The organism is Pseudomonas sp. GL_090, assembly GCF_057837765.1.
In genome coordinates, this window is record NZ_CM174452.1 from 3081382 (window position 1) to 3096420 (window position 15039).

Genomic DNA, 15039 nt, shown 5'->3' on the forward strand with positions numbered 1-15039 from the left:
AGAGGGGACTAGTTCTTTGCGGTGGCGGTATTTGCCGCGGCACGTGCGTCTGCCAGCCAGCTGTCGTATTTCGCGCGATGAGCCGCGATCCATTCTTTGGCGTGCCGGGTAATGTCAGCTGCACTTTTTTCGCCATCGTGCATTTTGAGATTTTGCGCGCTTTCATCGTCGGTAGTGATCTGCATTTCCGACAGGAACTTCACGGCCGCCGGATTTTTCTCGGCGAACTCTTTGTTGATCACCGCTTTGACACTGTCTACCGCGAAACCAAGGTTTTTACCATTGAAGGTAGTGTTGACATCGTTTTTGCCGCCTGGAAGATCCGTACGCGGCACGGTCAGCCAGACAACATCCTTACCTTCGACCAGCACACCGGAGATCCACTGAGGCACCCAGGTGTAATAGAGAATTGGCTTGCCTTGTTTATAACGAGCGATGGTGTCGGCCATCAGCGCAAAGTAGGAGCCCTGGTTATTGGTTACGCTCTTTTCCAGGCCATAGGCTTTCATGTGGTGGGCAATGATGAGCTCACAGCCCCAACCAGGGTTGCAACCAGTGAGGTCAGCTTTACCGTCACCATTGGCATCGAACAGTTTGGCGATTTCCGGTTTCTGTAAATCTTCTATAGAGGTGATGTGGTGTTCATCAGCCGTTTTCTTGTCAATCATGTAGCCCTGCAACACGCCCGGCATAATGTCGCCGGTTTTCACCATCGTCTCATCGCCGCCGGCCTTCTGGTAGAAAGATTTGTGCAGTTCCTCCCACAGATGTACCGAGAAATCGGCGTCGCCATTGGAAATCGCCACCATCATGGTGGAGTACTCGGTTTCCTTGGGCGTCTCAACGTCGTAGCCCAACTCCTTGAGTCCCGCCATTGCAATTTCTCCGCGGAATCGCTCTTCGGCGATTGACGGGAAAATGGGAGTGATCGACACCCCTTTTCCAGGCAACTGCGCGGTGGCGGCCGATGCGAAAACAGGTGAAACCGCCAGTACTAAAAGCGCCACAGAGTGAATGAATTTCTGTTTTATTCCGACTGTTGTGAAGTTCATTATTGTTTACCTTGGCTGGATTACTAAGTTGGCATTTCTTTTGGTTCACGACGCGCCGCTTAGCGCAGTTAGCTTTCTTTGGGGCTGACTTCCATTTTCGTAACCGTGTTTTTTCTCTTCAGGCGATAGATGACACCCGCCGGACCGGTCTGGTACCAGTGCTCACCTTTGGTGGCTCTGTTACTGCGCTCGCCCATCGCCTGGGTCAGGCGGTCAAGGAAAATCGCCAGCAATACCAGGCCCAGGCCACCGACGGTTGCCAAGCCCATGTCAAGGCGGCCAATCCCGCGAAGCACCATCATCCCCAGCCCACCAACCGAAATCATCGATGCGATCACCACCATCGACAGTGACAACATCAATGCCTGATTCAAGCCCGCCATGATTGTTGGTGCAGCCAAAGGAAGTTGAACTCGCCTCAGCATCTGGCGTGGGGTACATCCGAAAGCCCGGGCGGCCTCAACCTTGTCTTCCGGCACCTGACGAATTCCCAGATTGGTGAGCCTGACCAGTGGCGCTACCGAAAAGATGATCGTGACCAGGACCCCCGGTACGTTGCCGATGCCAAACAGCATCACCACGGGTACCAGATAAACAAAAGCAGGCAGTGTTTGCATGGCGTCGAGCACTGGCCGCAGAAGCATCTCCAGCCGGTCACTGCGGGCACACAGGACACCCAGCGGTATGCCAATGACGGCACAGAAAAACAGTGAAGTGAGCACCAGCGCGAGGGTGATCATGGCGTCACTCCATACGCCGATCACGCCCAAGAGGGTGAGGGTGACGAGGCAAAGGACTCCGATCTTTTTCCCTCCTACCTGCCAGCCGAAGAGCGTCGCGATAATAATGAATATCGAGGGAGGAATAGCCAACAGTCCGAACTGAATACCATTAAGTACCTGGTCGATTGGCCATCTAATCGAGCGGAATACCTCGCGGAAATTATGAACCAGATAATTCAGGGCAATTTCTACCCATTGGCCCAAAGGGATGTTGATGGATTGGAACGGGTCGAGAAAACTGAATTCGTTCATGCTAATCACCTGAATGTCCGAGCCTGGCAAGCCAGCTAATAGAGACTATTAGTGTCGGCTCATTGTCTGAAGCAGTAGGCTCTTGGAGATCGTGCCTTTGAACACACCCTGGCGATCCAGGACGGCAACTGGATTAACTGCATCGGCGACGATGTGAAAGACGTCCTGCAGGAGTACATCGTCGCGCAGCGTAGGCGTGGATTGATCCACGGCGTACGGATGCTCTGCACAAATCCTGGCAACATCGCCAGCCTTCAGGATCTTCGAGGCATCGAACCCTTTGAAGAAAGCCCTGACGTAATCGTTCACCGGGTTGCAAAGCAGCTCTTGCGGGGTACCGATCTGTACGACCCGGCCACCCTCCATGATCGCTATGCGATGGCCGATGCGAATCGCCTCGTCGATGTCATGGGAGATGAAGATGATGGTGCGATGCTGTTCTGCCTGAAGGCGGATCAGTTCGCCCTGCATTTCGTGGCGAATCAACGGGTCGAGCGCCGAGAAGGCCTCGTCCATCAGCAGGATGGCTGGGTCGTTGGCCAGCGCTCGGGCCAGGCCTACCCGCTGTTGCATACCGCCGGACAGTTGGTGCGGGTAGCTGTAGGCGTGGCCATCGAGCCCCACCTGTTTAAGTGCCTCGAGTGCACGTTTATGCCGTTCGCTTTCCTCGACCCCCGAGATTTCCAGGCCGAAAGCAACGTTGTCGATCACACTCATGTGGGGCATCAGGGCAAACGACTGAAACACCATGCTCATGTCTTTGCGACGAACGCTGAGGAGATCGGCATCCGACAGACCGGTGATTTCCCGGCCGTTGAGATGGATTGTTCCGCAGGTTGGCTCGATCAGTCGATTGAACAAGCGCACCATCGTCGATTTCCCGGAACCGGAAAGCCCCATGATGACAAAAATCTCTCCACGTTTTACGGAGAAACTGGCGTCGAAAACGCCAACGACTTGACCGGTTTTGCTGAAAATTTCACTTTTATCAGCACCGCGCGCCAGCATCTCCATCGCGAGTTTTGGCTGAGTACCAAAGACCTTGTAAATGTTTTTTACCGAGAGTATCTCGTCACCAAGACTCATAATCCCTCCTGCTGCAATTACGACATAAGATCAAGAATTCAGGTGTACGTGTCTTGATCAATTCAGACGGTGCTTGTAGGGGCAGTCAAGCTGGGAGAAAGATTGGGAAATAGTCATAGTGACCATCCTCTTTATTATGTGATGTTTATTATTTTTGTTTTTGTCGGCGCTGAATTAAGCAGTTCCTTGAGAACCAAGTTATTACCTTATAGAGTCAGCGTCTAACAACATTTCTTCCCGCCAATCAATAACGCCATGTTATCAATTATTGAATCGAGTCAATTTGCGACTGCGGCAGTGCTAGTTGCGAAGACGAGTACGCCTGGCCCTGTCTTAGACCCTTTGTTTCAGCTACGCTCCAGCATTGGCTCCAGGTGGAACCTTCCCGCCGATCTCGTCCCTAACGGCCCTTCAAAGGGCCCCGAACCGGATATTCAATACTCTAGGTTATGGTTAAGCACATCGATCCAGACATGACGCTGCTGAAAATGCCGTCTCTGAAAGCAGTGAAGTCATTCGTAGCCGCCGCCAAATATCAGAGCTTTACGCGTGCGGCTGAAGCGCTGTGTGTTACTCAAGCGGCGATCAGCCGTCAGATTCGTGAGCTTGAGGCGTACCTTGGGGTGGATCTCTTCAAGAGGGTGGGGCGAGCTGTCGAGTTGACGGAAGCCGGATCGATCTTTTTTGATGCGGCACAGCTATCTTTCGTCAACATTTCCCAGGCGGCGGAGCGCATTCGCACCAACAATGCAGGCAAGCGCACGTTGACGCTTTGCTGTTCTCCCGCGTTTTCAGCTCTTTGGCTCGCAGCGAAGCTGCCAGGCTTTTTTACCAAGAACGCAGACATCGACCTCAATCTGGTCACCACTCAAAACTTTTTGTCGATGGAACCGGGTGTAACTCCGGACATCTTCATCACCAAAATGGCCAGGATTCAGGATGGCTACCGCAGTTATCCGTTGTTTCATGACGTCATCTATCCTGTGTGCACACCTCGCTACAAAGAGGAGCACCCTGAGCTGTCCAGCCTGGAAGGGTTACGCGACGGGGTTTTGCTCAACCTCAGCCCCTATGGCAGATCCCAGGTAGCGGAGCACGTTGACTGGGGCGTTTGGCTGGCTTATCACGATGTTGATATCGAGAAACGCCCCCACGACAGCCCTCACGTTTTCAACGCGAACGACTACAACCTGGTCATCAGCATGGTGTTGACCCATCAGGGTGTAGCCCTCGGATGGAATCACCTGGTTGCAAACCTGATCGAAAACGGCACGCTGATTCGGCCGATCGAAGAGGAAGTGGTTCTCCATGAAAGTCAGCACTATCTGACATTTCGTGAAGACCGGATCAATGACGACGCGTGTTGTCGGCTACGAGACTGGATTCTCGCCCAGTTTTCCTGAGCTGTCTGGAATACAGGAGTGCTGATTGAGCCGTGACTCGGGGTGCGAGGAGGGGAGAAGTTTGGGTATGCCGGTGGTGATCATTCGTGGTTCTCACCACCGGCAGTTTTGCTCTTAGCCGACAGATCTTAACGGGATCGTGTCATTGAGTTGCTCAAGCATCGTTTTGCAGTACCAATCATCAAACTGACACACACCAATTTCGCTGGCCACCGACAATGGGCCCGGCTCGTAAGCAGGAGAGCTGACGCCGACCTGTGCGCCTTCAACCAAGGTGCGATCCTGGTCATTGGTTGCAAGCCAAACCTTGGTCAGGCGATCGATGTCGTAGTCGACACCTTCCTGCGCGTCCTTCTTGACGATCCATTTTGTAGTGACCAACGTTTCGCCCGGACCGATGGGCAGAACGCGGAAGCTCAGCGCGTGATCGCCCAGAAAGTGGTTCCAGGTCGATGGGTAGTTGAAATACAGCAGCGCACCGATGTTGGCTTCACCGGTTGTGTCCAAGCGACCGGCAACCGCAGGCTTGCCATCCATTGTGTAGCTGACGGCACCGGAAAAAAGGGGGATGCGCGTCATGCGGAAGCGACCGTCTTCGTCCATGACCAATCGGCTGGGCAGGCCTGCCGCTTCGCAACGATCCCAATGCTCTTTGAGTTCAAGATCCTCATCGCCTCCGGCGCCACCCACTGATGGGTTGTCGACGAATGAGTGCATCAATTCCGGGTGAGTAAAATCGCAGTGGTAACACTCGCGGTTGTTCTCGAAAACCAGTTTCCAGTTACCTTTCTCGATGATGTTCGACTCAAACGCGACTTTACAGTCGTCCAGGTTATGAGGCGCAACGAAAGGCGTCAGAGATTTTCTGAATGACGAAAAGTCAGGCGCCACATCAGCGACGCACACATAGATGTACGTTTCGACGACCTCACAATGCACGGACTTCAAGCCATGCTGTGACTTGTCGAAGTCCTCCCCCATGTTTCCGGCGAAAAGCAGTCTGCCATCCAGTTCGAATGTCCATTTGTGGTAAGGGCACACCAGCTTGGCGACCTTGCCGCTCGCTTGCGGGCATACCTTGGAGCCGCGATGACGACAAGCGTTGTGGAATGCACGAATCTGCTTGTCTGCGCCACGGACGATCGCGACAGGGTAATCGCCGATTTGCAGCGACAGGTACTGACCCGACTTCTCCAGCTCAAATGTGTGCCCGGCGAAGATCCAGCTTTTGTGCCAGATCTGTTCCAGATCCTGCCTGTAGACATCTGGGTCGCTATAGAGGGTACCTGGCAGCGCATGGTCAGGCTTGCGCTGCGCAACAAGATTTGAAACTGCCGATTTAGTGCTCACGGTCAACACACTCCAAAATACCAAAGGGACGACAAAAGACCATTGTTTGCATCAATCTCGATATTGGGTAACGTCATTTCGCCGATAAAATATCGCTGTTGTAAAGACTACGTCTGCAATCACACCCCAACAAGAAACTTTTACGCTTATCAATGCATAAACAAATGTTATCGATCGATAGCGTAGCTTTAAGATGCTGTTCGTAATCAATTGATTTTAAAGGATTAATATTTTTCGACTCTGTGCGCTATATCGCTTTAAAGATGTCTATGCGAGGAAGACACGCTATTGACCACTCTATTGCCCCATGCCAGTCTGGATTCAACAGCTAACGGTACTTAGTCAGTAAAACAACCTCTGGCGATCTCGTGCTTGAGCATTGGGAACTGTCCCGTAAAGCATAGAGATCTTTATCGCGCCTCAAGGCATTAAAGCTGACGCGTTCGTTGATCTTCCACCTAACTCCCATTCGGAGCATTTATCTTGAAATTTGAAGGTATCTATACGCCAGCAGTAACTCCTTATAACTCTGATGGGGAGATTGACTGGGATGTGTACTCCCAAGTTTTGGAGTCGCTGATTGAGGCGAAGGTGCACGGCATTATTATCGGCGGGTCGACCGGCGAGTATTATGCGCAGACGTCGGAAGAACGCACCGAGTTGGCGGCCTACGCCAAAGACGTGATTGGCACGCGGGTGCAACTGATCGTCAGTACCGGGGCGATTCGCACCGAAGATGCGGTTCAGTACGCCAAGGATGCCAAATCGATCAAAGCGGACGCCATTCTTGTCACGTCCCCGCCTTATGCGCTGCCAACCTCACAGGAAAACGCGATTCACGCGCTCACTATCGATCGCGCAGCGAACTTGCCGATCATGCTTTACAACTATCCGGGGCGCATGTGCGTTTCGATGGATGAAGAATACTTCACGCGTGTCAGCCAATCGAAAAACGTCATCGCCATCAAGGAAAGCTCCGGCGACATGGGCCAGGTGCATAGGCTGGCCCGGCAGTTCCCCAATATCGCCTTGTCCTGCGGATGGGACGACCAGGCCCTCGAGTTTTTTGCCTGGGGCGCCCGCAGTTGGGTGTGCGCAGGTTCCAACTTCCTGCCCAGGGAACACGTTGCGCTTTATGAAGCCTGCGTGATCGAAAAGAACTTCGACAAAGGCCGTCAAATCATGTCGGCAATGATGCCGCTGATGAATGCCCTGGACGGTGGCAAGTTCGTGCAGTCGATCAAGTACGGCTGTGAAGTTGCCGGATTGAACGTCGGTAACGTGCGCCTGCCGTTGCAGCCACTTGAAGCGGACGAAAAACAGCGTTTCGCGTCGGTCATTACTGAACTCAAACGTAACGTAGCCAACATTACTTCGGGAGCCAGCCATGGGTGATCTTCTGAGCAAGGCCGAATACGCTGCTCTGGCCAAAGACATTTCGCTGCCATCCAGGGCGTTCATCAATGGCGCGTTCAAGCCCGCGATCTCTGGCAAAACCTTCGCCACGAACAATCCGGCAACCGGTGCCTTTTTGACCGACATCGCAGCTTGTTCGTCCGATGATGTCGACTTCGCGGTGAGCAATGCCAAGGAGGCCTTTGAGGATGGACGCTGGAGATCTGTTTCGCCTCGGGAGCGCAAAGCGGTTCTGTTGAAGTTTGCAAACCTGCTTGAAAGCCATCAACACGAACTGGCCGTTCTCGAAAGTCTCGATAGCGGCAAACCGGTCAGTGAATGTCAGTTGGTCGACATCCCGGACACCATCCACACGATCCGCTGGCACGCAGAACTGATCGACAAGATTTATGACAACACCGCCCCGGTGGGCAGCGACGCGCTGACCATGGTGGTCCGGGAGCCGATCGGCGTGGTGGGCTGCGTATTGCCCTGGAACTTCCCGCTGCTGATGCTGGCCTGGAAAATCGGCCCGGCGCTCGCTGCGGGCTGTTCGGTCATCGTCAAACCTGCCGAACAAACATCACTGACCACGTTGCGCGTTGCTCAGTTGGCGTTTGAAGCCGGTATACCCGCCGGGGTCCTCAACATTGTGACCGGCACGGGCAAAGAGGTCGGCGAGCCCATTGGCTTGCATAACGACGTCGACATGGTGAGCTTTACCGGTTCCACTGCGACCGGCCGCCGCTTCCTGCATTACGCCGCCGATTCGAACCTGAAGCGCATCGTCCTTGAGTGCGGCGGGAAAAACCCGGCCGTGGTGATGGACGATGCGCAAGACCTGGATCTCGTCGCTCAGCATGTCGTCAATGGCGCGTTCTGGAATATGGGCGAGAACTGCTCCGCGACCTCGCGTCTGATCGTCCATGCGTCTGTTAAAGACGAGCTGCTGGAGCGCATGGGCGCCTACATCCGCGAATGGAAGATGGGCGACCCACTTGATCCGGAAAACCGCGTAGGGTCGCTGGTCAGCCCTGAGCATTTCGCAAAAGTGAAGTCGTACCTTGAGCACGCCACCGTCGGAAAGCTTGAAGTGGTTTACGGTGGTGCGACCAAAGACGGTGCCTTCGTAGAGCCGACCGTGATAGACGGTGTCGGTCCAGACAACCGTCTGTTTCAGGAAGAGATCTTCGGCCCGATTCTTTCGGTCACCACCTTCAATACGATCTCGGAAGCGATTGCCCTGGCCAATAACACGGTCTACGGCCTGGCAGCCTCGGTGTACACCGCCAGTCTGCGCCGGGCGATCAGGTTGTCGCGGGAAATTCGCGCGGGCATCGTCACGGTGAACTGCTTTGGTGAGGGCGATGCTTCGACGCCATTCGGCGGCTACAAGGAGTCGGGCTTCGGCGGTCGGGACAAATCCATTTTTGCCCATGACCAGTACACCGAAATCAAAACAATCTGGATCGATGTGTCTGATCGGTCGGATGAAGAGACCGAAAAATGAGCACCCATACCATCAAGCGCCTGCCGGTAGATACCGGGGTTTCGGGTTGGGAGGCGATTTCCGCACGCACTGCGCCTGTCCGCATGCTTGATGGAAACGTGACGGCGGACTGGCTGATTATCGGTGCCGGTTTTGCCGGCTTGTCCGCCGCTCGCAGACTTTCACAGTTACACCCCGGTGACAGCATTGTTGTGGTCGATGCTCATGAAGTCGCCAAGGGGCCGGCAGGCAGGAACTCTGGTTTCATGATCGATGTGCCGCACAGTCTGTCGTCCGGGGAATACTCCGTGGCGAGTGAGTCTGCAACGGCGCTGGAAATCACGCAAAATCGTTTTGCGATTGATTTTGCCGCGCAAGCCGCACGCGAGTACGGCATGTCCACAAACACCTTTGACCCATCAGGGAAGATCAACGCGGCCGCCACTGAGCGGGGATTGAAGCTGAACGTCAATTACGCTCAATCCCTTGAGCGCATCGGCGAGAAGTTCGAGATGTTTGATGCCGCGCAAATGCGCGAAATCACCGGGTCCACCTATTACCACGGTGGGATCTACACGCCCGGTGCAGTGTTGATTCAACCCGCGCAATACATTAGAGACCTGGCAGCAGGGCTGGAAGGGAAAATCACGCTGTTCGAACGCTCTCCGATTATTGAGTTGACCAGGCAGGGAAGCGGTTGGAGCGCTCGATCTCATAACGGGACGGTGCACGCACCCAAGGTCATTTTGGGGGTTAACGGGCACATTGAAGACTTTGGACATTATCAAGGACGCCTGTTGCACGTCTTCACTTACGCCTCCATGACGGCCGCGTACAGTGATGATGCATTCAAGAAAGACGTGCCGGGTAGAGCCAAGTGGGCATTGTTGCCAGCCGATCCAATGGGAGCGACTGTTCGTAAAATCTCTACGGACGGTCTCTCGCGTATCGTCATCCGGACAAAGTTCACCTATGACCCGAGTATCCAGGTCACACCACAGCGTGTAGCGGCGGTGGCCAAGGAGCAGCGACACTCCTTGGACGCCCGCTTTCCGGAATTGAAATCCACTGCGTTGGAATTCAGTTGGGCCGGCCGTCTGTGTTTGAGTCGTAACAGCGCCGCTGCATTTGGCGAGATCGAAGAAAACCTGTATTCGGCTTGCTGCGAAAATGGGTTGGGAACGGTCAAGAGCACTCTGGCAGGTGTAATGGCGGCGGAATTGGCTTCGGGTATACGTTCTGATTTTTTGGAAAGTATCAGTCACGCGCCAGGGCCCAGCAGGCTCCCCCCCCAAATAATAACGAAGCTGGGTGTCAGTTCGGTCATTCGCTGGCATGAATTTTGGGCCGGGCGAGAAGGTTAACAAGTTTAAGTTGGTGGCTTTTCCTATATGGAGAGCATTTTTTCGATTCAGATCCGCGAGCGTGAACTGTCAGTGTTTATGTGCCTATCACGGACATCATTGCGATGGGTGCCGAGGCCAAGAATGGCAGGGGAGGAGCCATAAGCTGCACGCAGCGCTCTTGGCCATTTGTTACCCTGTGTACCAAAGAACAGGTCAGGGTAAAAAAGCGAGACGTAAAGTGATCGAACGACGAGATTTCAGCGGGTGTATGAAAGGCAAAAACCTGCGCTATGTGGAAGAGACCCGGAGTGAGCCGACGGCCCATGCCCGGGCAGGATTTTTACTGCTTGAGCACTTCTCGTTGCCTGCATTTACGCAAGCGCTCGATACGATAGTCACTGCCAACCTTTTGCGTCCAACGTTGTTCTCTTCACGAACCTTCGGGGTGCAGGACGGAGAGGTGACCAGCGACCTTGGCCTGGTCATTCGACCGGATGCGCGTTTGGACGTGGCAGCACTCAAAGACCTTGATTTGCTGGTGATATGCGGCGGCTATCGCACCGAACTCAAAGTCAATCACGAGCTGATCAGCATCCTTAAAACGGCATCGGAACTGGGTATCACCCTGGCCGGACTGTGGAATGGGGCGTGGTTTTTGGGCGTGTCAGGTTTGCTTGAGGGGTATCGTTGTGCGATTCATCCCGAACACCGACCTGCGCTCGCAGAAATTTCAAAAGTCACGCATGTCACCAGTGAAGCATTTGTCATGGATCGAGACCGGCTGACGGCTTCGAGTCCCGCGGGTGCCTATCATATGGCTCTCGAGTGGATCAAAGGACTGCACGGCAAGGCACTTGTCGAGGGCATCGAAGACATTCTGTCTTTCGAAGAGTCGCGGTATCGGCGTATCAAACCGACACAGAATATCTCGTTGAGTGCCCCCCTCAAAGAGGTGGTCAAGCTGATGGACGCCAACCTGGAAGAACCGTTGCAAATGGACCAACTGGCGGTCTATGCCGGACGCTCCCGTCGACAAATAGAGCGCTTGTTCAAAGAGCAACTGGGTACCACGCCGCAACGGTATTACCTGGAATTGCGTATTACCGAAGCACGGCGATTACTTCAGCACACAGAGCTGTCTCAGGTTGACGTGCTGGTCGCATGCGGCTTTGTTTCACCGAGCCATTTCAGTAAATGCTACAGCTCGTACTTCGGTTACCGGCCTTCGAGAGAAACGCGGATGGTGAAGTAAAAACCGGGCTGTCGAAAAAAATCAGGGAGGAGGGCATGACCGAGTTGCGATTGAAGTGTGACCGAACAAAAAATGCCGCGCCCACCGTTGCTGCGAGTCCTGGCGTCGCAAGGCCCCAACTCGGGATTTTTTTATGCCTGCTTTCAATGCTTATCTTTGCGAGCCAGGACGGAATAACCAAGTTGCTTGTCAAAGACTTCCCGGTTGCCCAACTGGTCATGGTGCGCTATTGGGTGTTTGTCGTTTTTGCCCTCGGATATGCCGCCTACCAAGGTAGGGGCAAAGAGTCATTTCGCAGTAAGCACCCTTGGCTCCAAATCATTCGAGCGCTGTTAGCCGTGGGTGAAACCATACTGTTTGCAGTGGGGCTACGATATTTGGGCCTGGCCGAAATGCATGCGCTCTATGCCGTATTTCCGCTGATGGCACTGGCATTGGCGGGGGCCGTGCTTGGGGAGTTCATAGGTCTGCGGCGCTGGATTGCCGCCGCCATAGGGTTCACCGGGACACTGATCATCCTTCGACCAGGCGCGGGCGTTTTTGAACTCGCGGCGCTGATTCCCCTGCTGGCTGCTTTAGCATTCGCGGTGTTCAACGTACTGACGCGCCGGATTAGCCAGCACGACGCCTTTGCTACGAACATGCTCTTTATGGCAAGTGTGGGTGCCCTGACAGTCACATTTGCGGGGCTACCCGCATGGGTTTCTCCGACTCCGGTCCAGGGCCTCTTGATGGGGATCCTGTCATTGACGGGCGTAGTCGCTCAGATTCTGTTCATTCAAGCACTGAAATACGCAACCGCTTCTACCCTGCAGCCTTTCAACTATGCGCTTCTGGTGTTCGCCACGTTGATTGGTGTGATCGTCTTTGCCGAGCGCCCTGACACATGGGTAGTTGTCGGAGCAGCGTTGGTGATTATCGGTGGGCTGTTTGCGATTAAAGCCAAGGCGTGAACACTCAATCTATCCTTTCGAGACGGATTGGCTCAGCTGATTTCTCTCCCCTAGACTGCCAAGGGGTCAGGGACTTATCCCGGACGACAGGAGCAAAAAGCGATGGTTGCGGACTGGAGTGGGCAGGTAGCGCTTGTCAGTGGCGCCGGTAGTGAGCGTGGAATTGGCTTTGCGATTGCGAAGCGCCTGGGCAGCTTGGGCGTACGGTTGATCGTCACTGGCAGCAGCGCTCGCATTCATGATCGAGTGGAGGAGTTGCGTGCCACAGGGTTTGAAGTGCAAGGGCGTGCGGCTGACCTGAGCCAGGAGGATCAAGTCCTTGAGCTGACCACCTGGGCCGAATCGGTATGGGGGCGAATTGATATTCTAGTGAACAATGCCGGCATGGCCGCACAGGGGCATCCGGAGCCTTTTGCCGATCTGGCGGACATGAGTGTCGATAGCTGGAATCTTTCGATTGCTCGAAATCTGACAACCGCCTTTTTGCTGACCCGTGGTGTTTTGCCGGGGATGCGTAACAGACGCTACGGCCGTATCGTCAATGTCAGCTCCACGACTGGCACTCGGGCAGGTAATCCAGGAGAGGCTGCTTATGCTGCGGCCAAAGCTGGGATGGTAGGTATGAACATGAGCCTGGCTCTTGAGGTCGCGCGCTATGGAATCACTGTGAATTCGGTCGCGCCGGGCTGGATCGCCACAGGGTCAAGCACTCCAGAGGAAGAGAATGCAGCGAAGTATGTTCCGGTTGGCAGGGCTGGTCGTCCGGAAGAAGTTGCTGCTGCTGTTACGTTCCTGGCCTCACCTGAGTCCAGTTACATTACCGGTGATTTGCTGGTGATCGATGGTGGCAATTGCTTGAGAGAGAACAAAGCGCCCAAGTAATGAATGCGACGCCTGGCGCACCGCACGCGGATCAACTTGAGCGGCGAGATATGCATCACTCAACGCGGAATTTATCCACCCTGGAGCAATGGCATTGCAGCGAATGCCGTCCCGCCCGAGATCGATCGATCGAGCGTCTCGAAAATGTACGCCCCTGTACATGCCGTGTACGCCACAGATCCTGAGGTGTACAGTGGCGAAGAATTTTCAAATAAAGGTGCACCCGAATGTCACAGACAGGAAGGGCGAAAACCAAAGCGCAGGATGCCGGCTGGCGAGGCTCCGTCGATGTTTGGCTGGACGCCGCCTACGATGCTCTTAAAGAGTCGGGTGTGGATGCTGTGCGGGTGATGCCGCTGGCCAAACGCTTGAATTTGTCCCGTACCAGCTTTTACTGGTTCTATGAAGATCGCGAACAGCTGCTCGCGGCACTCCTGGCTCGATGGCGGGACAAGAACACCGGCGGTATGGTCAGCCAATGCGAGAGTTACGCAGAAAGTATTTCCGAAGCGATTCTAAATGTCTTCGAATGCTGGGTGAACCCTGAACTGTTCGACTCGCAGTTCGAATTTGCCGTGCGCAGTTGGGCGCTGCAATCGGACGAGGTCACTGCTGAAATCGCTCTGGCCGATGAAACCCGGATGAATGCCCTGGCCGCGATGTTTCGACGGTTTGGCTACGACGGCGAGGGGGCCGATGTTCGGGCCAGGACGATCTACCTCACGCAGATCGGCTACATCTCCATGAAAACCAATGAAGATATCGTCGTACGATTTCGACGGATTCCTCAGTACGTGAGTGTGTTTACCGGCAAAGTACCCAAGCGGCGCGAGCTGGACCGCTTTTATGGAAAGTTCGGCTACGCGGAAAAAGAGCCCGGCGTTTTCGTTCCCTTGGTCGATACATTCGAGGAGTCGACTGCCGATGGAGAATAGAACTCTGGGCATCATCGGGGGCACCGGCTGGCTCGGCCGCGCTATCGCCCAGGCGCTGCTCGATAGCGGGTTCATCGGGCCTGACCGTTTGCTGATCTCGAACCGCTCCGGCGTCAGTACCTTCGAGCCAGGCGTGAGACTGCAGGCCGACAACCAGCAGTTGGTGGACCTCAGCGATATTGTCGTGCTGTCCATTCGGCCGGAGCAGTTTCGTGAACTGCGGATCAACGTTCGCGGCAAGCTGGTGATTTCCCTGATGGCCGGAGTTCCGGCGGCAACCATCAGCGCGGCCACCGGTGCGGATGCAGTGGTGCGGGCCATGCCGAATGCGGCCGTGGACATCAGGCAGTCGTTCACGCCCTGGCACTGTACCGGAAACCTTGTTGAACGCGATCGCCAGTGGGTGCAACGACTGTTCGAGTGCGTGGGTTCAGCGGACGAAGTGCCTGATGAAGACTGTATCGATTACCTCAGCGCGCTGTCCGGGACTGGGCCGGCCTTTCCGGCAATGTTGCAAATGGCACTGACTAATCAGGCGGTGGCTGCGGGAATTCCCCTTGCCATCGCCCAGCGCGCTGCACAAGGCGTGGTGGTGGGGGGCGGCCAGATGCTTGCCTGCCGCGATCCGCGGCAAATGATTGAGTCGTTGATGGCTTACCGTGGTGTGACGGCAGCAGCGCTGCAGTCGATGGCCGATCAGGATATCGAATCCATTGTGGGGCGGGCAGTCAATGCAGGCGCTGAGGTTGCGCGGCGGGGAATGTAGCCGGGGCAGGGGATATACAGTGAAGGCCCGCTGAAGGGCCTTCACTGCAGAAGGCGTCATGGGATGCTCCGTGCGGCCCTTGACCGCGCCAGACGT

The 15039-nt window shown here is 54.9% G+C and carries 13 protein-coding genes; 9 read left to right on the top strand and 4 right to left on the bottom strand.

The genetic code is table 11. The annotated features are described in order from the left end of the window. Nucleotides 1–8: 8 nt before the first annotated feature. The 3 genes from proX to AC3ITA_RS13800 form a co-directional block, all read right to left on the bottom strand. Entirely contained in the window at nucleotides 9–1052 is a 1044-nt protein-coding gene (proX, locus tag AC3ITA_RS13790) for a glycine betaine/L-proline ABC transporter substrate-binding protein ProX (RefSeq protein WP_172435297.1), read from the bottom strand. A 68-nt stretch (nucleotides 1053–1120) separates the two neighbouring features. Beyond that, nucleotides 1121–2086, bottom strand: coding sequence for a glycine betaine/L-proline ABC transporter permease ProW (gene proW / locus AC3ITA_RS13795; protein WP_095942157.1), 966 nt, complete (start codon nucleotides 2084–2086; stop codon nucleotides 1121–1123). Nucleotides 2087–2134: 48 nt separating this feature from the next. Beyond that, a complete protein-coding gene (locus AC3ITA_RS13800) occupies nucleotides 2135–3172 on the bottom strand; it encodes a quaternary amine ABC transporter ATP-binding protein (protein ID WP_489280646.1) in 1038 nt (345 codons plus the stop codon). Nucleotides 3173–3621: 449 nt separating this feature from the next. On the opposite strand from AC3ITA_RS13800, the gene AC3ITA_RS13805 reads away from it, so the two are divergent. Further along, on the top strand, nucleotides 3622–4575 hold the full coding sequence (locus AC3ITA_RS13805; protein ID WP_172435296.1) for a LysR family transcriptional regulator: 954 nt from the start codon (nucleotides 3622–3624) through the stop codon (nucleotides 4573–4575). Nucleotides 4576–4689: 114 nt separating this feature from the next. Here AC3ITA_RS13805 and AC3ITA_RS13810 read toward each other — a convergent pair whose 3' ends face one another. Beyond that, entirely contained in the window at nucleotides 4690–5925 is a 1236-nt protein-coding gene (locus AC3ITA_RS13810) for an aromatic ring-hydroxylating oxygenase subunit alpha (RefSeq protein ID WP_095942231.1), read from the bottom strand. A 483-nt stretch (nucleotides 5926–6408) separates the two neighbouring features. On the opposite strand from AC3ITA_RS13810, the gene AC3ITA_RS13815 reads away from it, so the two are divergent. The 8 genes from AC3ITA_RS13815 to AC3ITA_RS13850 all read left to right on the top strand — a co-directional run bounded on the left by AC3ITA_RS13815 (nucleotide 6409) and on the right by AC3ITA_RS13850 (nucleotide 14943). Then, complete coding sequence (locus AC3ITA_RS13815; RefSeq protein ID WP_414927612.1) at nucleotides 6409–7320, top strand: dihydrodipicolinate synthase family protein; 912 nt, start codon at nucleotides 6409–6411, stop codon at nucleotides 7318–7320. After that, nucleotides 7313–8830 carry an aldehyde dehydrogenase gene (locus AC3ITA_RS13820; protein WP_489280649.1) on the top strand — a complete coding sequence of 506 codons (1518 nt, stop codon included), beginning with the start codon at nucleotides 7313–7315 and terminating at the stop codon, nucleotides 8828–8830. The genes AC3ITA_RS13815 and AC3ITA_RS13820 overlap by 8 nt, the downstream gene beginning before the upstream one ends. Then, a complete protein-coding gene (locus AC3ITA_RS13825; RefSeq protein WP_489280651.1) occupies nucleotides 8827–10173 on the top strand; it encodes an NAD(P)/FAD-dependent oxidoreductase in 1347 nt (448 codons plus the stop codon). The genes AC3ITA_RS13820 and AC3ITA_RS13825 overlap by 4 nt, the downstream gene beginning before the upstream one ends. Before the next feature lie 220 nt (nucleotides 10174–10393). Further along, nucleotides 10394–11407, top strand: coding sequence for a GlxA family transcriptional regulator (locus AC3ITA_RS13830; RefSeq protein ID WP_172435295.1), 1014 nt, complete (start codon nucleotides 10394–10396; stop codon nucleotides 11405–11407). Nucleotides 11408–11442: 35 nt separating this feature from the next. Continuing rightward, nucleotides 11443–12360, top strand: coding sequence for a DMT family transporter (locus AC3ITA_RS13835; protein WP_489280654.1), 918 nt, complete (start codon nucleotides 11443–11445; stop codon nucleotides 12358–12360). A 102-nt stretch (nucleotides 12361–12462) separates the two neighbouring features. Further along, a complete protein-coding gene (locus AC3ITA_RS13840; protein ID WP_150672498.1) occupies nucleotides 12463–13242 on the top strand; it encodes an SDR family NAD(P)-dependent oxidoreductase in 780 nt (259 codons plus the stop codon). A gap of 227 nt (nucleotides 13243–13469) precedes the next feature. Continuing rightward, nucleotides 13470–14177: a TetR/AcrR family transcriptional regulator gene (locus AC3ITA_RS13845; RefSeq protein ID WP_095942148.1), complete on the top strand. Its 708-nt coding sequence runs from the start codon at nucleotides 13470–13472 to the stop codon at nucleotides 14175–14177. Continuing rightward, entirely contained in the window at nucleotides 14167–14943 is a 777-nt protein-coding gene (locus AC3ITA_RS13850) for a pyrroline-5-carboxylate reductase family protein (RefSeq protein ID WP_489280657.1), read from the top strand. The genes AC3ITA_RS13845 and AC3ITA_RS13850 overlap by 11 nt, the downstream gene beginning before the upstream one ends. Nucleotides 14944–15039: the final 96 nt, after the last annotated feature.

Bases quoted from the DNA above. Each gene is read 5' to 3' on its own strand.
- proX (WP_172435297.1), bottom strand. From the start codon at position 1,052: ATGAACTTCACAACAGTCGGAATAAAACAGAAATTCATTCACTCTGTG.
- proW (WP_095942157.1), bottom strand. From the start codon at position 2,086: ATGAACGAATTCAGTTTTCTCGACCCGTTCCAATCCATCAACATCCCT.
- AC3ITA_RS13800 (WP_489280646.1), bottom strand. From the start codon at position 3,172: ATGAGTCTTGGTGACGAGATACTCTCGGTAAAAAACATTTACAAGGTC.
- AC3ITA_RS13805 (WP_172435296.1), top strand. From the start codon at position 3,622: ATGGTTAAGCACATCGATCCAGACATGACGCTGCTGAAAATGCCGTCT.
- AC3ITA_RS13820 (WP_489280649.1), top strand. From the start codon at position 7,313: ATGGGTGATCTTCTGAGCAAGGCCGAATACGCTGCTCTGGCCAAAGAC.
- AC3ITA_RS13825 (WP_489280651.1), top strand. From the start codon at position 8,827: ATGAGCACCCATACCATCAAGCGCCTGCCGGTAGATACCGGGGTTTCG.
- AC3ITA_RS13835 (WP_489280654.1), top strand. From the start codon at position 11,443: ATGACCGAGTTGCGATTGAAGTGTGACCGAACAAAAAATGCCGCGCCC.
- AC3ITA_RS13840 (WP_150672498.1), top strand. From the start codon at position 12,463: ATGGTTGCGGACTGGAGTGGGCAGGTAGCGCTTGTCAGTGGCGCCGGT.
- AC3ITA_RS13845 (WP_095942148.1), top strand. From the start codon at position 13,470: ATGTCACAGACAGGAAGGGCGAAAACCAAAGCGCAGGATGCCGGCTGG.
- AC3ITA_RS13850 (WP_489280657.1), top strand. From the start codon at position 14,167: ATGGAGAATAGAACTCTGGGCATCATCGGGGGCACCGGCTGGCTCGGC.